Annotated in this window: 18 protein-coding genes; 11 read left to right on the plus strand and 7 right to left on the minus strand. The window is 71.6% G+C overall.

Going from position 1 to position 19,547, the window contains the following annotated elements:
* Positions 1-9: 9 nt before the first annotated feature.
* Positions 10-411: a DUF6542 domain-containing protein gene (locus tag VGH85_08080; GenBank protein HEY2173755.1), complete on the plus strand. Its 402-nt coding sequence runs from the start codon at positions 10-12 to the stop codon at positions 409-411.
* A gap of 18 nt (positions 412-429) precedes the next feature.
* On the opposite strand, the gene VGH85_08085 is transcribed toward VGH85_08080, so the two are convergent.
* A complete protein-coding gene (locus tag VGH85_08085; GenBank protein ID HEY2173756.1) occupies positions 430-1,401 on the minus strand; it encodes a 4-hydroxy-3-methylbut-2-enyl diphosphate reductase in 972 nt (323 codons plus the stop codon).
* Between the two features lie 98 nt (positions 1,402-1,499).
* On the opposite strand from VGH85_08085, the gene VGH85_08090 reads away from it, so the two are divergent.
* From VGH85_08090 to VGH85_08100, 3 genes are read left to right on the plus strand one after another with little or no spacing between them, the layout of a single operon-like run.
* Positions 1,500-2,075 (plus strand): lipid droplet-associated protein, encoded by a 576-nt coding sequence (locus tag VGH85_08090; GenBank protein HEY2173757.1) that lies wholly within the window; start codon positions 1,500-1,502, stop codon positions 2,073-2,075.
* 1 nt (position 2,076) lies between these two features.
* Positions 2,077-3,303: an exodeoxyribonuclease VII large subunit gene (xseA, locus tag VGH85_08095; GenBank protein HEY2173758.1), complete on the plus strand. Its 1,227-nt coding sequence runs from the start codon at positions 2,077-2,079 to the stop codon at positions 3,301-3,303.
* Complete coding sequence (locus VGH85_08100; protein HEY2173759.1) at positions 3,300-3,527, plus strand: exodeoxyribonuclease VII small subunit; 228 nt, start codon at positions 3,300-3,302, stop codon at positions 3,525-3,527. Before xseA ends, VGH85_08100 begins: the two co-directional genes overlap by 4 nt.
* Positions 3,528-3,532: 5 nt before the next feature.
* Here the strand turns inward: VGH85_08100 and VGH85_08105 are convergent, their stop codons facing one another.
* The gene (locus VGH85_08105) at positions 3,533-4,072 is read right to left on the minus strand and encodes a DUF4245 family protein (protein HEY2173760.1); all 540 of its coding nucleotides are present in this window, start codon (positions 4,070-4,072) and stop codon (positions 3,533-3,535) included.
* 122 nt (positions 4,073-4,194) lie between these two features.
* On the opposite strand from VGH85_08105, the gene glpX reads away from it, so the two are divergent.
* From glpX to VGH85_08120, 3 genes are all read left to right on the plus strand, one after another.
* Positions 4,195-5,220: a class II fructose-bisphosphatase gene (gene glpX / locus VGH85_08110; GenBank protein ID HEY2173761.1), complete on the plus strand. Its 1,026-nt coding sequence runs from the start codon at positions 4,195-4,197 to the stop codon at positions 5,218-5,220.
* 67 nt (positions 5,221-5,287) lie between these two features.
* On the plus strand, positions 5,288-6,688 hold the full coding sequence (locus tag VGH85_08115) for a class II fumarate hydratase (protein ID HEY2173762.1): 1,401 nt from the start codon (positions 5,288-5,290) through the stop codon (positions 6,686-6,688).
* A gap of 46 nt (positions 6,689-6,734) precedes the next feature.
* Entirely contained in the window at positions 6,735-7,265 is a 531-nt protein-coding gene (locus VGH85_08120; GenBank protein ID HEY2173763.1) for a ferritin-like domain-containing protein, read from the plus strand.
* 13 nt (positions 7,266-7,278) lie between these two features.
* On the opposite strand, the gene VGH85_08125 is transcribed toward VGH85_08120, so the two are convergent.
* The 4 genes from VGH85_08125 to VGH85_08140 form a co-directional block, all read right to left on the minus strand.
* Positions 7,279-8,574: a PhoH family protein gene (locus VGH85_08125; protein ID HEY2173764.1), complete on the minus strand. Its 1,296-nt coding sequence runs from the start codon at positions 8,572-8,574 to the stop codon at positions 7,279-7,281.
* A gap of 112 nt (positions 8,575-8,686) precedes the next feature.
* The gene (locus tag VGH85_08130) at positions 8,687-9,196 is read right to left on the minus strand and encodes a hypothetical protein (protein ID HEY2173765.1); all 510 of its coding nucleotides are present in this window, start codon (positions 9,194-9,196) and stop codon (positions 8,687-8,689) included.
* Positions 9,193-10,392, minus strand: a complete 1,200-nt coding sequence (locus VGH85_08135; GenBank protein HEY2173766.1) for a DUF885 domain-containing protein — start codon at positions 10,390-10,392, stop codon at positions 9,193-9,195. Before VGH85_08135 ends, VGH85_08130 begins: the two co-directional genes overlap by 4 nt.
* Positions 10,393-10,405: 13 nt before the next feature.
* Positions 10,406-11,173 (minus strand): isoprenyl transferase, encoded by a 768-nt coding sequence (locus VGH85_08140; GenBank protein ID HEY2173767.1) that lies wholly within the window; start codon positions 11,171-11,173, stop codon positions 10,406-10,408.
* 83 nt (positions 11,174-11,256) lie between these two features.
* Between VGH85_08140 and VGH85_08145 the strand changes: the two genes are divergently transcribed.
* Both VGH85_08145 and VGH85_08150 read left to right on the plus strand, forming a co-directional pair.
* Positions 11,257-11,949 (plus strand): hemolysin III family protein, encoded by a 693-nt coding sequence (locus VGH85_08145; GenBank protein HEY2173768.1) that lies wholly within the window; start codon positions 11,257-11,259, stop codon positions 11,947-11,949.
* Between the two features lie 75 nt (positions 11,950-12,024).
* Complete coding sequence (locus tag VGH85_08150) at positions 12,025-14,451, plus strand: EAL domain-containing protein (GenBank protein ID HEY2173769.1); 2,427 nt, start codon at positions 12,025-12,027, stop codon at positions 14,449-14,451.
* A gap of 10 nt (positions 14,452-14,461) precedes the next feature.
* On the opposite strand, the gene VGH85_08155 is transcribed toward VGH85_08150, so the two are convergent.
* Positions 14,462-16,468, minus strand: coding sequence for a thioredoxin domain-containing protein (locus tag VGH85_08155; GenBank protein HEY2173770.1), 2,007 nt, complete (start codon positions 16,466-16,468; stop codon positions 14,462-14,464).
* A gap of 173 nt (positions 16,469-16,641) precedes the next feature.
* Here VGH85_08155 and VGH85_08160 point away from each other — a divergent pair, with 173 nt between their 5' ends.
* Together VGH85_08160 and VGH85_08165 are read left to right on the plus strand one after the other, a co-directional pair.
* A complete protein-coding gene (locus tag VGH85_08160) occupies positions 16,642-18,891 on the plus strand; it encodes an MMPL family transporter (GenBank protein ID HEY2173771.1) in 2,250 nt (749 codons plus the stop codon).
* A gap of 17 nt (positions 18,892-18,908) precedes the next feature.
* Positions 18,909-19,547: alpha/beta fold hydrolase (locus tag VGH85_08165; GenBank protein ID HEY2173772.1), on the plus strand; the 639-nt coding region annotated here is incomplete at its 3' end.

Below are 19,547 nucleotides of genomic sequence, written 5' to 3' on the forward strand. Positions count from 1 at the left end.
GAGGCACGTGTGTCGACCAAGGTGGAACCGCCGCGCAGCGGCTCGCGGAAACGGACTACGCCGAGCCCCGGGATGGCCGGCCCGGTCGCGGCGCTGCTCGTATTCGTCGTGTCGGGGATCGCCGGGTCCATCGACGTATTCACCGGTCCCGGACTGCGGCTGCTGTTCACCATCTGCCTCGTCGTCAGCACCGCGGTCGCCGCCGCCCTGGTACGCCGCGGCGATCTGCTCTGGGTCGTGCTGGCACCGCCCCTGATCTGCCTGGCATTGGCGATGGTCAACGTGTTGACCACCGCGCACAGCGCGACCGGCCTGACGATGGACTACCTGGCCCACGGGTTCCCGGCCATCGCGATCGCCGTCGGCCTCGCCGCGCTGATCGGCGGCATCCGGCTGCTCAACCGGAAGTGAACCGCGGCCGGACTCCGGTCAGCTGGACGGGGTGGCCGCCGTGCGCGACGGCGCACGCAGCTCGCGGGGAAGGGCGAAGGTCAATCGCTCGTCGGCCGCGCTGATCTCGTCGATCGCGTCGAAGCCCCGCTCGGCGAGCCACTCGAGCACCCCGGTGACCAGGACCTCCGGCACCGACGCGCCGCTGGTCACCCCGACCGTGCTTACGCCGTCGAGCCAGGCCGGGTCGATCTCGCCGGAGTGGTCGACGAGGTAGGACGACCGTGCGCCGGCTTCGAGGGCCACCTCGACCAGTCGCACGGAGTTGGAGGAGTTCGCCGAGCCGACGACGATCACGACGTCGCAGTTCGCCGCCATCTGCTTGACCGCACTCTGCCGGTTCTGCGTCGCGTAGCAGATGTCGTCACTGGGTGGGGACTTCAACGCCGGGAACCGCTGCTGCAGCCGGGCCACCGTCTGCAGGGTCTCGTCGACCGAGAGGGTGGTCTGCGACAGCCACACCACACGCTCGGGGTCACGGACCTCGACGTTGTCGACGTCCTCGGCACTGTCGACGAGATGGATCCGGTCGGCAGCCTCCCCCATCGTCCCGACGACCTCCTCGTGGCCGGCGTGGCCGATGAGCAGGATGTCGTAGTCGGCGGAGGCGAAGCGACGTACCTCGGCGTGCACCTTCGTCACGAGCGGGCAGGTCGCGTCGATCGTCTGCAGCTGCCGGCGCTCGGCCTCCTCGTGAACCGACGGGGCGACGCCGTGGGCCGAGAAGACCACGGTCGCGCCCTCGGGCACGTCGTCGGTCTCGTCGACGAAGATCGCCCCGCGACCTTCCAGCGAGGAGACGACGTGCTGGTTGTGCACGATCTGCTTGCGGACGTAGACGGGAGCGCCGTGCAGGTCCAGCGCACGCTCGACCGCGATAACCGCACGATCGACGCCCGCGCAGTACCCGCGAGGCTTGGCGAGCAGGACACGACGGGTCGGCGAGGTCATGCCCCGATGGTACGTGCGCGCGCCGTCGGCGCCCCCGGTGCGGGGGCCGCGACGGTACCTGACCCGACGCTCCGGCGGCGATGGTGCACCCTTGTCCCATGAGCACCGCGATACCGACCCCGCTGCGTGCCGCGGCCGGCCTCGCCGCAGCGACCATCGACGAAGCACGGCGGCTTCCCGGTCAACTCGTCGCCCTGCCGGTCCTGGCGGTCAGCAGCGCCCTGCAGGTGTCCCTCAAGGCGCAGCAGCACTACGCCGACCTGGTGATCCGCGGCGACGCCCTGCTGAGCCAGCTGCAACCGGAACCGGCCGACCCACCCCCGTGGGCCCGGTTCGACGAGGACGAGGTGGCCGTCGGCGACTTCTCCGGCGAGGCCACCTTCCCGGCGACCGAAGACTTCCCCGCGACCGAGGACTTCCCGCCCACCGAAGACTTCCCGGTACCGGGCGCCACCGAGACGGTCACCCCGCCGGTCGCCGGCGCATCGGGCGGCTCCGACCCGGCGTTCCTTCCCGGTTACGACGACCTGCGGCTGGCCCAGCTGCGGGCCCGGCTGCGCCGGCTGTCCGCCGAGCAGGTCGAACAGCTGCTCGACTACGAGCGGCGGTATCAGGCCCGGCCGGCGTACCTGACGATGCTCGGCAACCGCCTCGACACGATCCGCTCCAGCTGACGTGGCCAACCCGACCACCGCCGAGGCACCGTGGCCGGTGCGCACCGTCGCCCGCAAGATCGCGGACTGGATCGCCCGCCTCGGTGAGGTGTGGGTCGAGGGGCAGGTGACGCAATTCACCAACCGGCCCGGCACCCGCACGGTCTTCCTGACGCTGCGCGACCCCGCAGCTGAGGTCTCGCTCACCGTCACCTGCCCGCGCGAGGTGGCCGACGCGGTCGGCACGCTGCGCGACGGCGCCCGGGTGGTCGTGCGGGCCCGCCCCGACTTCTACCCTTCCCGCGGGACCCTGTCGCTGCGGGCCAGCGAGATCCGGCCGATCGGGGTCGGCGAGCTGCTCGCCAGGCTGGAGCGGCTCAAGCGGGCGCTGGCCACCGAAGGACTCTTCGACCGGGACCGCAAGCGCGCGGTCCCGTTCCTTCCCCGGCAGGTGGGACTGATCACCGGCCGGGCCAGCGCCGCCGAGCGCGACGTCCGGGAGAACGCCGTACGACGGTGGCCGGCGGTCCGGTTCCGGATCGAGAACGTCGCCGTGCAGGGCCCGGCCGCGGTGGCGCAGGTGATCGCGGCGATCCACCACCTCGACGCCGACCCCGAGGTCGACGTCATCGTCCTGGCGCGCGGCGGCGGGTCGGTGGAGGACCTGCTCCCGTTCAGCGACGAGGCGCTGTGCCGGGTGGTGGCCGCCGCCCGTACCCCGATCGTCAGCGCCATCGGGCACGAGTCCGACACCCCGCTGGTCGACCTCGTCGCCGACCTGCGCGCATCCACGCCGACCGACGCCGGCAAGCGGGTCGTGCCGGCGGTCGCGGACGAACTCGCGGCGGTCGGCGAGCGCCGGGCCCGGTTGCGCCGCGCGATCGGGCACCGGCTCGACACGGAGGCCGAGCGGCTGCGCGCCATGCGGGCGCGGCCGGTGCTGGCCGACCCGGCGCACCTGATCGACGGGCGCCGGATCGATCTCGACGGGTTGCGGGACCGGGCCCGTCGTAGCCTCGGCCACCGGCTCGACGCGGCCGCCACCGACCTGATCCACACCCGGTCCCGGGTGCGCGCACTCAGCCCGGCGGCCACCCTCGACCGCGGCTATGCCGTCGTTCACGGCCCCGACGGCGCCGTGCTGCGCAGCGCCGGCGCTGTCGACCCCGGGGCGGCACTGTCCATCCGCCTCGCCGACGGCTCGCTCGACGCGACGGCCGGCCCGGCCCACACCGGGGCAACCCCGTGACCGAGACCGGCCCGAGCTATGAGAAGGCCCGCGATGAGCTCGCCGACGTCGTACGCCGCCTCGAGTCCGGCGGGCTGACGCTCGAGGAGTCGCTGACCCTGTGGGAGCGCGGTGAGGAGCTCGCCGACATCTGCCAGCGCTGGCTGGACGGCGCCCGGGCGACCCTCGACGAGGCGCTGGCGAAGCGGGACGGCGACCGCCCCGCCGACGCCGGCACGGATTAGCCCGCTCAGCGCAGCGAGCCGGCCAGCGTCCGCTGTTCGGCGAGCGAGGCATTTCCGGTGATCATCACGCCGATGCGGCCCAGCGTCGCCGCCAGCACGAGTTCGCCCCGGTCGGTGCGGTAGCGCGCCCAGGTCCGGCCGGCGATCGTGACCACCCCGGCCCGGGTGGGCGCACCCAGCTCGGCGCGGACCACCGCCGCCGCGGGACGACCGCTCTCGACGAGCCGGGCGAAGTTGCCGCCCGGGGTCAGGTAGCCGACGTCGACCGACGCGGCGGCCCGCCCGGGGGCGGCGGAGGCGACGTCACTGCTGGTCGACCGCCAGCCCTTGGCCAGGCCATGCGGGCTGGGGACGGCCGTCCGCAGCTGGCTGGCGACGTAGCCGAAGTCCGGCGCCGGGTTCACGGTCGGGGTGCTCGTCCGGTGCCCGGGCTGGAACACGACGACGAGGACGACGATGAGCACGGTCAGCGGCACCAGCGACCGGAACATGTTGACCACCGTCCGGCGGGCACCCGAGGACGCCGGCCGCACCTGCTCACTCACCCCCTCATCCTCGCCCACCCCCTCCGCCGCCGTTCACCCGCGGTGACGGGTGTCGGCGGCCGCCGCCGGACTCTGCAAGGATCGAGGAGACCCCCCGCCGACGTGAGGCCACGGGAGTGACGATGACCGAGGTACCTGCCGAGCTCGCCGTACGCCACGAAGCGCCCGACCGAAACCTCGCGTTGGAGCTGGTCCGGGCGACCGAAGCCGCCGCCATGGCCGCCGGCCGGTGGGTCGGCCGCGGCGACAAGAACGGCGGCGACGGCGCGGCCGTCGACGCGATGCGGGCCCTGATCGGCACGGTCGCCATGCGCGGCACCGTGGTCATCGGCGAGGGCGAGAAGGACGAAGCGCCGATGCTCTTCAACGGCGAGGAGGTCGGTGACGGCACCGGCGCCGAATGCGACGTCGCCGTCGACCCGATCGACGGCACCACGCTGATGGCCAAGGGGATGCCCAATGCGGTGTCCGTCCTGGCGGTCGCCGAGCGGGGCACGATGTATGACCCGTCGGCGGTCTTCTACATGGAAAAGCTGGCCACCGGCCCCGAGGCCGCCGATGTGGTCGACATCACCGCGCCGCCCGGGGAGAACATCCGGCGGGTCGCCAAGGCCAAGGGACTGGATGTCGAGGACGTCACCGTATGCGTCCTGGACCGGCCCCGGCACGAGGACCTCGTCCAGCAGGTTCGGGCCGCCGGTGCCCGGATCACCTTCATGTCCGACGGCGACGTGGCCGGGGCGATCATGGCGGCCCGGGAGACGACCGGGGTCGACCTGCTGCTCGGCATCGGCGGTACGCCGGAGGGCATCATCGCCGCGGCCGCGATGACCTGCCTCGGCGGCGTACTGCAGGGACGCCTCTGGCCGCGCGACGACGAGGAGCGGGCCAAGGCCATCGCCGCCGGCCACGACCTCGACCAGGTCCTGACGACCCGCGATCTCGTCCGCAGTGACAACGTGTTCTTCGTCGCCACCGGGATCACCGACGGCGAACTGCTGCAGGGCGTGCGCTACCGCCACGGCGGCGCCCAGACCCACTCGATCGTGATGCGCTCGAAGAGCGGCACCATCCGGCTCATCGACAGCTCCCACTCGCTGACCAAGCTGCGGGCCTACAGCGCGGTCGACTTCGACCGGCACGGCTGAACCCCGGCCGGGCTGGCTAGCATCGGCGGAGAGTAACCAACAGCCCCCACACGCCGAGGAGTGGACAGTGTCCGACCCGGAGTTCCGCATCGAGCACGACTCCATGGGCGATGTCCGGGTGCCGGCGACGGCGAAATGGCGGGCACAGACCCAGCGGGCGGTGGAGAACTTCCCCGTATCCGGGTTGTCGATCGACGCCGCGCTGATCTCGGCGCTGGCGCAGATCAAGGGAGCGTCGGTGCGGGTCCGGGCCGAGCTGGGCCTGATCGACCCGACCCTCGCCCAGGCGATCGCCGACGCGGCTGACGACGTCGTCACCGGAGCATGGGACGAGCACTTCCCGATCGACGTCTTCCAGACCGGATCCGGCACCAGCTCGAACATGAACGCCAACGAGGTGCTGGCCACGCTCGCCGCCGAGCGCCTCGAGACGGCGGTCCACCCCAACGACGACGTCAACGCGCCGCTCTCCTCCAACGACCAGTTCCCGTCCGCCATCCACCTCGCCGCGACCGAGGGGATCGTGCGCAGCCTGATCCCGTCGCTGGACCACCTCGCCGAGACGCTGGAGGCGAAGGCCCGGGAGTTCGCGGGCGTGGTCAAGGCGGGCCGCACCCACCTGATGGATGCGACCCCGGTCACCCTCGGCCAGGAGTTCGGCGGCTACGCGGCGGCGATGCGCATGGGCGTCGAACGCCTGCAGTCCGTGCTCCCCCGGGTCGGCGAGCTCCCGCTCGGAGGTACGGCGGTGGGCACCGGCATCAACGCCCCGGCCGGCTTCGGCGGCCGCGTGGTCCTCCGGCTCGCCCAGAACCTCGACCTGCCGCTGTCCGAGGCCCGCGACCACTTCGAGGCGCAGGGCGGCATGGACGCCCTGGTCGAAGCCAGCGGCGTACTCCGCACGATCGCGGTCGGCCTCAACAAGATCGCCAACGACATCCGCTGGATGTCCTCCGGGCCGCGCACCGGGCTGGCCGAGATCCACCTGCCCGACCTGCAGCCGGGTTCGTCGATCATGCCCGGGAAGGTCAACCCGGTCATTCCCGAGGCGGTCTGCCAGGTGGTCGCCCAGGTGATCGGCAACGACGCCGCGGTCGCCTTCGGCGGATCGGCGGGCAACCTCGAGCTCAACGTCATGCTGCCGGTGATCGCGCGCAACCTGCTCGAGTCGATCCGGCTGCTCGCCAACATCTCGCGGCTGCTCGCGGACCGGACCGTCGCGGGCATCACCGCCGACGTCGACCGCTGCCGGACCTACGCGGAGTCCTCCCCGTCCATCGTCACCCCGCTGACCCACTACATCGGCTACGACGAGGCGGCCAAGGTCGCCAAGCAGTCGCTGGCCGAGCAGAGGACGATCCGGCAGGTCGTCCTCGACCGTGGATACCTCGACCGCGGCGAGCTGACCAAGGAACAGCTCGACGCCGCGCTCGATGTCCTGGCGATGACCCGGCCGATCCAGGACTGATCACAGCAGGAACGGACACAAGGCACCACGACCGAGGGGACTACTCATGGGTGACTTTCTGACCGACGTCCAGACCCTGCGCGCCCGGGCCCGCGAGGAGATCGAGAAGGGCCCGGTCACCGCCAACTACGGCGCGGACCTCGAGCGGGTCCTGTCGGTGCTGCAGGACGCGCTCGCCACCGAACTGGTCTGCGTGCTGCGCTACAAGCAGCACTACTACGCGGCGACCGGCCTCAACGCCGAACCGGTCGCTGCGGAGTTCCTGCAGCACGCCGGCGAGGAACAGAACCACGCCGACCAGCTCTGCGAACGGATCAACCAGCTGGGCGGGGTGCCGGACCTCAACCCGGACACGCTCACCTCGCGGTCGCACTCGGAGTATCAGACCGCCGAGGCACTGCTCGACATGGTCAAGGAGAATCTGGTCGCCGAGCGGGTGGCGATCGCGTCCTACACCGAGATCATCGGCTGGCTCGGGGATGGCGACCCGACGACCCGGCGGGTCTTCGAGGGCCTCCTCGCGACCGAGGAGGAGCACGCCGAGGACATGCTCGGCTTCCTGCAGAACATGACCTGAGCGACGCCCGCGGTTACAGCGGGAGATCCTCCAGCATCTCGGTGACCAGCGCCGCGATCGGAGACCGCTCCGAGCGGGTCAGGGTCACGTGGGCGAACAACGGGTGGCCCTTGAGCGCCTCGATCACCGCGGCCACCCCGTCGTGCCGGCCGACCCGCAGGTTGTCCCGCTGGGCGACGTCGTGGGTGAGCACGACCCGCGAGCCGGCGCCGATCCGGGACAGCACGGTCAGCAGCACTCCACGCTCGAGTGACTGCGCCTCGTCCACGACGACGAACGCGTCGTGCAGCGACCGGCCGCGGATGTGGGTCAGCGGGAGCACCTCGAGCATGTTGCGGCCGAGCACCTCGTCGATCACGTCCTGGCCTACCAGCGCGCCGAGGGTGTCGAAGACCGCCTGCGCCCAGGGCGCCATCTTCTCGCCCTCGCTCCCGGGCAGGTAGCCGAGCTGCTGCCCGCCCACGGCGTAGAGCGGGCGGAAGACGATGACCCGCTTGTGCTGGCGGCGTTCGACGACGGTCTCCAGCCCCGCCGCGAGGGCCAGCGCCGACTTGCCGGTGCCGGCCCGGCCGCCCATCGACACGATGCCGACGGATGGGTCGAGGAGCAGGTCGAGCGCGATCCGCTGCTCGGCCGACCGTCCGTGTACGCCGAAGGCCTCCCGGTCGCCCCGGACCAGCGTCACCGCCTTGTCCGGGGTGACCCGGCCGAGTGCCGAGCCCTGCCCGGAGGCCAGCACCAGACCGGTGTGGCAGGGCAGCTCGGCGGCGCCCGCGATCTCGACCGCCTCGCCGGCGTAGAGCCGGTCGAGCTCAACCGGTGCCACGTCGACCTCGGCCATTCCGGTCCAGCCGGCATCGACCGCGAGATGGGCGCGGTACTCCTCGGCCGCGACCCCGACCGAGGCGGCCGTGACCCGCAGCGGCATGTCCTTGCTGACGAGGACCACGTCGCGGTCCTCGGCGGCGAGGTTCAGCGCGACCGCGAGGATCCGGGCGTCGTTGGTCTCGGTGCGGAACCCGGCCGGCAGCAGCGCCGGATCGCTGTGGTTGAGCTCCACGTGCAGCGTGCCTCGTCCGTCGGCCACCGGCACCGGCGCGTCGAGTCGACCGTGTCGCAGCCGCAGGTCGTCGAGCAGACGCAGCGCCTGCCGGGCGAACCAGCCCAGCTCCGGGTGGTGCCGCTTGCCTTCCAGCTCGCCGATCACCACGAGCGGAAGCACGACGTCGTGCTCGGCGAAGCGGTGCAGCGCGAACGGGTCGGACAGCAGGACACTGGTGTCCAGGACGTAGGTACGACGAGTTGGCACGGGCCCTCCCCCTGGCGCCCGGCTGTCGGATCCGGACCGCCGACCTTGACGCTATCGACGTGCACCGACGCCGGTCGGTCGCGACACGCCAGCCTGCGGGGGCCTGGTTGCGCTATCCCGCCGCCGAGGCCAGCGACACCCTGCGCAGGTAGGCAACCGTTCCGTCCTCGTCCACCAGCGCGCCACCTGCGCGTGGTCTGCGGCGGGCCACCAGCACCACGCGGACGCCGACCTGGACGGACAAGGTGCGCGACACCGGGCCGGCCGGCACCGGCACCGGGCCGTCGGCGGTGGACAGGACGAGGCCGGACCGGGTGTCGCCCACGACCAGCCGGCCGGGAGTCACGCGGACCCGGCCGGTGCGCACCGCGCGATCCATCCGGGCCGGCGTCCGGGCCACCCGCCACAGCGGACCGATGAGCAGCAGGACCGGCAGCGCGATCGCCCACCACTGGGCGGACGGGTCGCCGGCGAACGCCAACCCCACTCCCGTCAGCAGCGCGACCACGGCGACGAACACCGCCCGGTCGCGGACGATGGGGTAGAGCGTCGGCCACGCGGACGGCCAACGGTCGGGAAGCAGGACCGGCTCCGCGCCGATCGGCTCGCGATGCTCGATCACGGGCGAAGGTCGGCCGCCACCCGGGCCGGGGTGAGCGGTTCGTCGAGCAGCCGCCGGAACCTGTCGGTGACGGCCTCGCCGACCGGTCGGGCATCGAGCCAGGACGAGAGCAGCCGGTAGCCCTCGACGTAGGTCGAGGTGTAGGCGCGCCACAACGGGTGGGACAGGAACCGCAACATCTGCCGGGCCCGGTCGGCCGGGATCAGCAGCCACCGCTGCAGGTAGGCGACCACATCGTCGGAGCCGGCGCCACGGTCGTGCAGCATCAGCGCGGCATCCTGGCGTACGGCGTCGAGGCCGGCGGCCGCCGCCGCGACCCGCTCGGCGACCTCCCCGTCGACGACGAGCCCGAGGTCGCCGAAGATCTCCGCCGCCCACTTTCCCCACCCGTCCCCGACGCTGACATGCACGCCGAGGTCGGCGAGTCCCTCGGCCATCAGGCATTCCGGGGTGTTGACGAGGAAGACGGTGTGCTCGACGTGACGGTCGCGCTCGACCAGGCCGCGTTCCTTGCGGCAGTGCTCGGTGTGGTGCCCGGGGTAGGACTCGTGCGCCACGAGGTGCGGAAGCTGCATCAGCCGGTGGGGCAGATCCGCGTTGATCGCGACCCGGGACTTGTAGTCCCCGAGGTAGTAGTTGAAGCCGCTCCACGGCTCGTCGGTGACGATCTGGTAGTCGACCGTCTCCTCCTCGGGGAGCCCGTAGGCCGCCCGGGCCCGGTCCCGCAACGCGCTGGACAGGGCGTGGACGGCGACACCGAGGCGCTCGGGCGGGCACTCCCCCCGGCGCCGGTAGTCCGCGTACCGGGCCGCCAGGTCGCCACTGCCCGGCAGAACGTCGTCAAGCGCGCGATGCGCCTCGGCGTAACGAGCCGGGTCGCCGGGTTCGGGTCGGACCTGGAAGTAGGCATCGACCTCATCGACGAACCCCACCTCCTCGCCGGCGAACCGGCGGGCGCTGCATTCCAGTCCGGCGAGCTGACCGGACAGGAACGCGATGCGCTCGGCCGGCAACCCTGAGGTCGGCAGCTCGGCGAGCAGTTCGCGGGCCCGGCGGACGAGCGCGGTCGGCTCGGGCGGCGGTTCGTTCTCCACCTGCCTGCGCACCTCCGGTGCACCGGTATAGGCGTCGACGAAACCGCGTTCGAGCCGGTCGAAGCGCAGGCCGAGCGCGACGTACTCGCGGGCGACGTCCATGCCGGCCAGTCTGTCAGGCGCCGTAGCGGCGATGCCTGGCGGCGTAGTCGCGCAGGGCGCGCAGGAAATCGACCCGGCGGAAGTCCGGCCAGTAGGCGTCGCAGAAGTAGAACTCCGAGTGCGCGCTCTGCCACAGCAGGAACCCGGACAGCCGCTGCTCGCCGCTGGTGCGGATGACCAGGTCCGGATCGGGCTGCCCGCGGGTGTAGAGGTGCTCGGCGATGTGGTCGACGTCGAGGATCTCGGCGAGCTCCTCGATGGACGTGCCGAGCGATGCGTGCTCGTGCAGCAGCGACCGCACGGCGTCGGCGATCTCCCGCCGCCCGCCGTAGCCGACCGCGACGTTGACGCGGACTCCGGTCCGGCCCGACGTACGCTCGGTCGCGGCTTTGAGGACGGTGGCGGAGGGGGCAGGGAGCAGGTCGAGCGCGCCGACGACCGAGAGCTGCCACGTCTTGCCGGGCGCCGCCAGGTCGTCGACCACGTCCTCGATGATGCGCAGGAGCGGATCGAGCTCGTCGGTGGATCGGACCAGGTTGTCGGTGGACAGCAGCCAGAGCGTCACGACTCCGACGCCGGACTCGGCGCACCAGCCGAGCACTTCCTCGATCTTCTCCGCGCCGCGCCGGTAGCCCTGGCTCACATCGTCGCGGCCGGACGCGCGGGCCCATCGCCGGTTGCCGTCGAGGATCACCCCGACGTGCCCGGGGCGGGGCGCGCCCGCCAGTTGGTGCATGAGACGTCGTTCGTAGACCGAATACACGATGTCCGCGACGCTCACAGGCAGTGAGACTACGCGCCGCCCGCCCGGTCGCCCGGCAGGCTCGGTAGCCCGACCGACCGGCCTGCCGTAACTTATGCCCTATGAGCGGGCTCACCGGGGCGGTTGTTCGCACGGGGCTTCCCGTCAAGCCGCGGTGGCGCGGCTGGCTGCACTTCTGGGCGTTCGTCGTATCGTTCGCGACCGGCGCCGTCCTGATCTCGCTGGCCGCCTTCAGCAGCGAACGGGCCGTGGTCGGCGCATCGATCTACGCGGTCACCGTCTCGCTGTTGTTCGGGACCAGCGCGCTCTATCACCGGCGTAACTGGGATGCGCACGGGCGCTCGGTGATGAAGCGCCTCGACCACTCGATGATCTTCGTGTTCATCGCGGGGACCTACACGCCCTTCGCGCTCCTCGTGCTGCCCCGCGAGTTCGGCGAGGTCATCCTCGCGGTGGTCTGGCTCGGTGCCCTCGGCGGCATCGTGCTCAAGCAGGCGTGGATCACGGCCCCCCGCTGGGTGACCGTGCCGCCTTATCTCGCCCTCGGCTGGGTGGCCGTCTTCGTGCTTCCCGCGATGCTGCGCCAGGCCGGCCTCGCCTCCCTCCTGCTGCTGGTCATCGGCGGCCTCATCTACACCTTCGGGGCGATCGTCTACGCGACCCGCCGCCCCGATCCGGCACCGTCGGTGTTCGGCTACCACGAGGTCTTCCACCTCTGCACCATCGTGGCGGCACTCTGCCACTACGTCGCGGTGTGCCTGGCGCTCTACGTCACCACAGTTCCGCTGCACTGACCGACGGCCCGCCCGGCGTCTGCGGGGCGCGGTGCCCGGGCGTAGCATCGCGCCAGCGTCGAAGGGGGATCGCGCGTGGCCGAGACGACATCGGTGTCACGCAGGCCCGCCGAGCCAACTGCGGCCGAGGTGCACCGGGCGGTCGACGAGTTCTTCCTCAAGGCCGTCACCGGTGTGGCAGTCGCCGACCTCGCTGGCACGGTGGTCCAGGCAAACCCGGCATTCGCGGCACTGGTCGGCCGCACCATCGCCGATGTCATGGGCCGGCAGTGGGTCGATCTGCTTCCCGTGCCGGCCGACCCGGCCGGCGTCGACGAGGTCCATACGACCGCGCACGTCGTGCGGCCGGACGGTGCGCAGATCACCGCCGCGGTATCCGTGCTGACCCTGCGCACCCCCGACGACCGGCCCTACAGCCGGCTGGTGCAGGCCCAGGAGCAGGCGCCCGACGAGGCGGGCGCCGTACGCCGCAGCGACCTGCTGTACCGGCAGCTCGCCCGAAGCATGCCCGACGCCGCGATCCTGCGGTTCGACCGCGACCTCACCGTCGTCGGCGCCGAGGGCCTGGCGCTCGGACGGGAGGGGCTCGCCGCCGGTGACATCGAGGGCCGGCCGCTGCACGAGGTCATCTCGGCGGAGCGATACGCACGGGTCGCCCCGCATCTGGCCGCTGCACTCCGCGGTGTGGTGCGCGTCTTCGACAGTCCGGGCGAGAACGACTCGACCCTCTACCGCAGCCGGACGGCGCCGGTCCGCGAGGACGACGGGGCCATCACCGGCGTGCTCCTGGTCAGCGAGGACGTCACCGGATCCCGGCAGGTGGAAAACGCCCTGCGGGAGAGCGAACAGCGCTTCCGCGATCTGTTCGAGTTCGCCCCGATGGGCATCGCCTTGATGTCGACCGAGCCCCGGGTACTCGCGGTGAACGGTGCCGCCTGCACGATGTTGGGTCGCAGCAGATCCGAGCTCGAGGCATGGCAGCCGGGTGACTACATCGTCGACGAGGACGCCGCGATCCCGCGGAGCATCTACGACGAGCTGGTCCGCGGCGACGGCATCAGCCGAGGCGAGCTGCGGCTGCTCAAGCCGGACGGCGACGCGGTCTGGGTGTCGGTCAGCGCCGTCCGGATGGACCAGACGGCGGGCAGCATGCTGGTGGTCTATCTGCAGGACGTCACCGCCCGCAAGGTGGTGGAGAGCCGGCTCTCGCACGCCGCGCTGCACGACAGCCTCACCGACCTGCCCAACCGGGTGCTGTTGCTCGACCGGCTGCGCAGGGCGCAACTGCGTGCGGCGGTCACCGGCGACCGCATCGCCGTACTGTTCTGCGACCTCGACAACTTCAAACGCATCAACGACTCGCTCGGCCACGACGTCGGCGACGACCTCTTGGCGGAAGTGGCGCATCGGATCACCGGCTGCCTGCGACTCACCGACACCGCGGCACGGCTCGGCGGCGACGAGTTCGTCGTGCTGTGCGAGTCCCTGCACGACGTCAGTAACGCGACGAGCGTCGCCGTGCGGATCCAGGAGTCGCTCGGCCGGCCGATCCAGGTGGCCGACCACCAGATCCATCTGTCGGCCTCGATCGGCATCGCCCTGGTCGACAAGCTCGACCGCCGGCCGGAGGAGGTCCTCCGGGTCGCCGATGCGGCCATGTACCGCGCCAAGCGCAACGGCCGGGCGCGCTACGAGTTGGTCGACGACGAACTCGAGGCGCTGGCCGAGCGACAGGTGCGTCTGGAGGCCGAGCTCACCCACGCCATCGCCAACGGCGAACTGCGGGTGCACTACCAACTCATCGTCGACGCCAACCGGGTTCCGCGCGCCGTCGAGGCGTTGGTGCGCTGGCAGCACCCGACCCGCGGCCTGCTCGGCCCGACCGAGTTCCTCGACGTCGCCGAAGCGGCCGGGCTCGTCGTCCCGCTGGGTGGCTGGGTCCTCGACCAGGCGTGCCGACAGGGAGCGCAGTGGCTGCGCCGCTGGCCCGATCGCTCACTGCGGACGTGCGTCAACATCAGCGCCAGCCAACTCGGGCGACCGGACTTCGTCGCCACGCTACGTCGGGTGCTGGACGAGACCGGGCTGCCGCCGGAGCAGCTCTGCCTCGAGCTGACGGAGTCGCACATGCTGGAGCTGACGCCGTCGGTGCGGGGCGAGCTGGTCGCGCTCCGGTCGCTCGGCGTTCTGGTCGCGGTGGACGACTTCGGGACCGGTTACGCGCCGTTGACGTTTCTCACCCGGCTGCCCGCGCAGGTGCTGAAGGTGGACCGGTCGTTCGTGTCGGGGATCGGCACGGACCTCGCCGACACCGCAATCGTCGACGCCCTCCTCCGGCTGGGCCGGGCGGTCGGGTGCGAGGTCGTCGCCGAGGGCGTGGAGACCGCCGACCAGTGGGAGCGACTGCTCGCGATGGGCTGTTCCCGCGGTCAGGGCTTCCTGCACGCCGTCCCGGCAGAAGCACCGACCGCCGAGTCGCTCCTCGCCGCGGCGTTCGACTGACGGTCCGAGCTCAGCCTTCGGCGCGGGCGAGCAGACTCCGGCGCAACACCGCCGGATCGGTCACCGGGGCGTCGCAGACGAAGCCCCGGCAGACGTAGGCCGCGGGCTGGCCGTCGACGAGCGGGCGCCCGGCGAGCAACGGCGTACCCGACTGGTCGGACGCGCCGGCGACCACCACGGTCCCGGGCGCGGCACCCATCCGGGCGGCGCGTTCGAGTTCCGCGCGGGCGGCGACGTCGCCGACCACCGCCACCTCGGCCGGTCCGGCCTGCAGCGCCTCGCCCACCGCCGCGAGCCACCCGACCGCGCGCGGGAACCGGCCCACCAGCGTCGAGGACCGGGCGACGGCCGCCTCGGCCGCCTCGCGGTGCCGCACCGAGCCGGTGAGGGCGGCGTGGCCGAGCAACGCGCCGGCCAGCGCCGAGCTCCCGGACGGTGTCGCGCCATCGGTCGGGTCACGCGGCCGGCGGACCAGCCCCTCGGCATCGTCGGCGGTGTCCCAGAAACCGCCCTCGTCGGCGGCGAAGCGGGCCAGGGCAACCTCCAGGAGGTCGCCGGCGGCCGCGAGCCAGCGGCCCGAGCCGGTGGCCTGGTGCAGCGCGAGCAGGCCGTCCGCGACGTCGCCGTAGTCCTCGAGCACCCCGGCGCCGGGGCCGGCCCGGCCGGCCCGCGAGGTGCGCCGCAACCGACCGTCGACCAGGTGCAGCCGGAGCAGCAACTCCGCCGCATCCTCGGCCGCCGCCAGGTAGGCCGGATCCTCCAACAGCACGCCGGCCTCGGCAAGCGCGGCGACGGCCAGGCCGTTCCATGCGGTAACGACCTTGTCGTCGCACGACGGCTGGGGGCGGGCGGCGCGGGCGGCCGCGAGCGTCTTGCGGATCGCCTGCCACCGATCAGCGTCGGTCGGGTCGGTGCGCAGCTGCAGGGTCGAACTGCCGTGCTCGAAGGTCCCCCGGTCAGTCACGGTGAGCAGGTCGGCGGCCCACCGGCCGTCGTCGTCACCGAGCACGTCGACGAGCTGCTCGGGCGTCCACACGTAGGTCGCGCCCTCCACCCCGTCGGTGTCGGCGTCGAGCGCCGAGGCGAACCCGCCCTCGGGGGTGCGCATGTCGCGGACCAGGAAGTCTGCGGTCTCGGTCGCGACCCGGCGCGCCAGCGCCGAACCGGTCTGTCGCCACAGATGCAGGTAGACCCGCAGCAACAACGCGTTGTCGTAGAGCATCTTCTCGAAATGCGGGACGACCCAGCCGGCGTCGACGGCGTACCGGGCGAAGCCACCGGCGAGCTGGTCGTACATCCCGCCGCGGGCCATCGCCGCCGCGGTGCCCTCCACCATGCGCAGGGCGCCGTCGTCGCCGGTACGCGCGGCGTGGCGGAGCAGGAACTCCAGCACCATCGACGGCGGGAACTTCGGCGCGGAGCCGAAGCCGCCGTTCTCCTCGTCGTACGCCGTCGTCAGCTCGCGTGTCGCCGTCTCGAGGGCGGCGGCGTCGAGAGTGGGACCGCTCGGCACGCGGTCGCTCGTGTCGAGCTGCGAGACGACCTGCTGGCCGACCGCGAGGAGCTCGTCGCGACGTTCGCGCCATGCCTCAGCGACCGCCCCCAGCAGCTGCGGGAACGAGGGCATCCCCGGCCGCGGACGAGGCGGGAAGTAGGTGCCGCAGAAGAACGGCTCGCCCTCGGGGGTGGCGAAGACGGTCATCGGCCACCCGCCCTGGCCGGTCATCGCCTGCGTCGCCTCCATGTAGACCGCGTCGACGTCCGGCCGCTCCTCCCGGTCGACCTTGATGCAGACGAAGTCGGAGTTCATCGCCTCCGCGGTCGCGGCGTCCTCGAACGACTCGTGGGCCATGACATGGCACCAGTGACAGGCGGCGTAGCCGATCGACAACAGGACCGGTGTGTCACGCCGCCGAGCCTCCTCGAACGCGTCGTCGCCCCACTGCCTCCAGTCGACGGGGTTGTCCTTGTGCTGTAGCAGGTACGGACTCGTCGCATCGGCCAGCCGATTCGGCACGGACCCTCCCTCTCCGGTCGCGGATCGTCGTCCACTGTCCTCTACCCAGACTGGCCTACCCAGATTGGCGTGGGTCGACAGCCGTAGCCGCCGTTTCCCCGCTCAGCGCCGTCCGGTGCAGCTACGCTCCATGAGGACGGGGCCCGGCGTGCTCGGCTCGGGGGGGTCGCGGAATGAACGCGCTGCTCGAACGACTCGGACGGTTCGCCGTACGCCGGCACTGGCTGGTGATCGTCGGCTGGCTGGTCATCCTGGGCGCGGCCGTGCTCCTCCGGAACAACTTCGGCGGGAACTACGTCAACGACTACAACGTGCCGGGGAGCCAATCGGCGCAGGGGCTGTCGCGCCTTCAGTCTGACTTTCCGTCCCAAAGCGGAAACTCCGGGCAACTGGTATTCCACTCACATCATGGCACGGTGGCCGAGCAGACCACCGCGGTGAACCAGGCCGTGAGCAACGCGAGCAAGCTCCCGCACGTCATGAGCGCGGTGAGCCCGTTCGCCTCCTCCAACTCCACCCTGGTCTCGAAGGACGGCACCATCGCCTACGGGACGCTGTCTTTCAATGTCGTGCCGGCGACCCTCGACACGGGATACCTGGACAAGCTGAACACAGCCGTGCAGCCGGCCCGGTCCGCCGGTCTCGAGGTGGAGTACGGCACCGGCGCGGGCCAGATCGGGCAGGAACCCGACGACCTGACGTCGGAGATCATCGGGCTCTCGTGCGCGCTCCTGCTGCTGATCGGGATGTTCGGGGCACTCATCGCCGCGGCGATCCCCTTGCTGTCCGCCATCTTCAGCGTCGTCACCGGGCTGTCCCTGGTCGGCCTGCTCGCGGCCGCCACAAACCTGCCGACCACCGCCGCGACGGTGGCAACCCTGCTCGGCCTGGGAGTCGCCGTCGACTACGGGCTCTTCCTCGTCGCCCGGCACCGGGAGCAGATCGACTCGGGAATGGGGGTCGAGGAGTCCGTCACGCGGGCCGAAGGTACGTCCGGCGCGGCGATCGTGGTGGCCGGCAGCACCGTGGTCGTGGCGATCCTGGGGCTCTACGTCTCCGGCGTGCCGTTCGTCGGGGCGCTGGGCGCCGCGTCGGCGTTGGTCGTCGCGGTCACGATGCTCGCGGCGCTGACGCTCGTGCCCGCGTTCATGGGGGTGGCGGGAAACAACATCCGCGCGTTGCGCGTGCGCCTGCGCGCGCGCCGGGCCAGGCGCCGGGCCGGCCACAACGGCTCGGTCGAGAAGATCACGCCCCCCGACCACGAGAACTCGCCGTTCGCCCGGTGGGGACGAAAGGTCAGCGGGAACCCGTGGCCGTGGGCGATCGGCAGCGTCGCCGTACTGGTGCTCCTGGCTGTGCCGTTCTTCTCCATGCGGCTCGGGCAGCTCGACAACGGCTCGAACCCGACCTCGCAGACCAGCCGACGCGCGTATGACCTGATAAACCAGGGATTCGGGCCCGGTTACAACGGCCCGATCACCGTGGTCGTCGTGCTGCCCAAGGCGTCGACGTCGTCGAACCAGTCGCTGCTCAGCTCCATGCAGAGCACCCTCACCAAGACGCCGGGCGTCGCCGTGGTGCCCGCACCGGTGGTGAACAGCGCCGGCACCACCGCGATCATCAACGTCATCCAGACGACCGAGCCGCAGGCCGAGGCGACGACGAACCTCGTCGACAACCTCCGCAATTCGGTGTTGCCGCCGTTAGGAGCGAAGACCTATCTGACCGGGGCGACCGCCGGCGGCGTCGACTTCACCGAGAAGGCAGCCGACCGGATGCCCTACCTGATCCTCGCCGTCGTGTTCGTGGCGTTCATTCTGCTCACCATCGCCTTCCGGTCGGTCGTCATCGCCACGAAGGCAGCGATCCTCAACCTGCTGTCGGTCGGCGCGGCGTACGGCGTCATCGTCGCGATCTTCCAGTGGGGCTGGGGCTCCTCGTGGCTCGGCATCGACGAGAAGTTACCCATCCCGGCCTACGTACCGATGCTGGTCTTCGCGATCGTCTTCGGACTGTCGATGGACTACGAGGTGTTCCTGCTCTCCCGGGTGCACGAGGCCTACGTGCGCACCAAGGACGAGCAACGCAGCGTCGCCCTCGGGATCGGGAGCACGGCCAGGGTCATCACGACGGCTGCGGCCATCATGGTCGTCGTGTTCACCAGCTTCGTGCTCAACCCTGATCCTGCGGTGAAGATGCTGGCGATCGGTATGGCGGTGGCCGTACTCATCGACGCGAGCCTGGTACGGATGATGCTGGTCCCGGCGATCATGTCGCTGCTCGGCAGTCATGCCTGGTGGATGCCGCACTGGATGGAGCGGATCGTGCCCAACCTCGAACTGGAGGGCAGCCCGCCGGGTCCGCCGCCGACCCCGCCCGCACCGGCCAAGCCGGGCGTCCCGGAGACGGTGCCGCCGAAATAGCCCCTAGGATGCCCCGAGTGGAGTGGCAGGGGTTCGTCACTGCGGACGACGGGTGTCGACTGTGGACCGAGGTCGCTGGTGACGGACCCCCGATGGTTCTGTGCCACGGCGGCCCCGGTCTGTGGGACTACCTTTCACCGGTCGCCCGGTCGATCGGTGCCGGCTACCGCGTGCACCGCTACGACCAGCGCGCCGGCGGCCGGTCGAGCCGGGAGCGGCCGTGGACGCTCGACCGGTTCGTCCGCGACCTCGACGCCGTACGCGCTCATTTCGGCTACGAGCGCTGGCTGGTCGGCGGGCACTCGTTCGGCGCGGACCTCGCCTTGCGCTACGCCTGCGCCTACCCGGAACGCACGATCGCGGTCGTCTACGTCGCCGGGGTCGGGATCGCCTGGACCACCTACCGCGCAGCGTTCGGCGCGGCCGTGACCGCGCGACGGCCCGCCGACGACGAACGCCGCTACCGCGAGCTGTCCGACCGGGACCGCACCGATGCCGAGGAACGCGAGTTCCGCATCCTGTCCTGGACCACGGACTACGTCGATCCCGCTGTCGGCAAGGCGAATGCCGCCGGGATGGCCGACAGCGGCATGTCGGTCAACTACGAGCTCAACCGAATTCTGGGCGCGGAGTCGAAGATGGAGAGCGCGTCCGCT

This window comes from Mycobacteriales bacterium, assembly GCA_036497565.1.
In the GTDB taxonomy this organism is placed as follows: domain Bacteria; phylum Actinomycetota; class Actinomycetes; order Mycobacteriales; family QHCD01; genus DASXJE01.

What these genes read in the sequence shown, in the direction of transcription:
- VGH85_08090 (HEY2173757.1), top strand. Translation starts at nt 1,500, where the DNA reads ATGAGCACCGCGATACCGACCCCGCTGCGTGCCGCGGCCGGCCTCGCC.
- VGH85_08145 (HEY2173768.1), top strand. Translation starts at nt 11,257, where the DNA reads ATGAGCGGGCTCACCGGGGCGGTTGTTCGCACGGGGCTTCCCGTCAAG.
- VGH85_08120 (HEY2173763.1), top strand. Translation starts at nt 6,735, where the DNA reads ATGGGTGACTTTCTGACCGACGTCCAGACCCTGCGCGCCCGGGCCCGC.
- VGH85_08160 (HEY2173771.1), top strand. Translation starts at nt 16,642, where the DNA reads ATGAACGCGCTGCTCGAACGACTCGGACGGTTCGCCGTACGCCGGCAC.
- glpX (HEY2173761.1), top strand. Translation starts at nt 4,195, where the DNA reads ATGACCGAGGTACCTGCCGAGCTCGCCGTACGCCACGAAGCGCCCGAC.
- VGH85_08135 (HEY2173766.1), bottom strand. Translation starts at nt 10,392, where the DNA reads ATGGACGTCGCCCGCGAGTACGTCGCGCTCGGCCTGCGCTTCGACCGG.
- VGH85_08085 (HEY2173756.1), bottom strand. Translation starts at nt 1,401, where the DNA reads ATGACCTCGCCGACCCGTCGTGTCCTGCTCGCCAAGCCTCGCGGGTAC.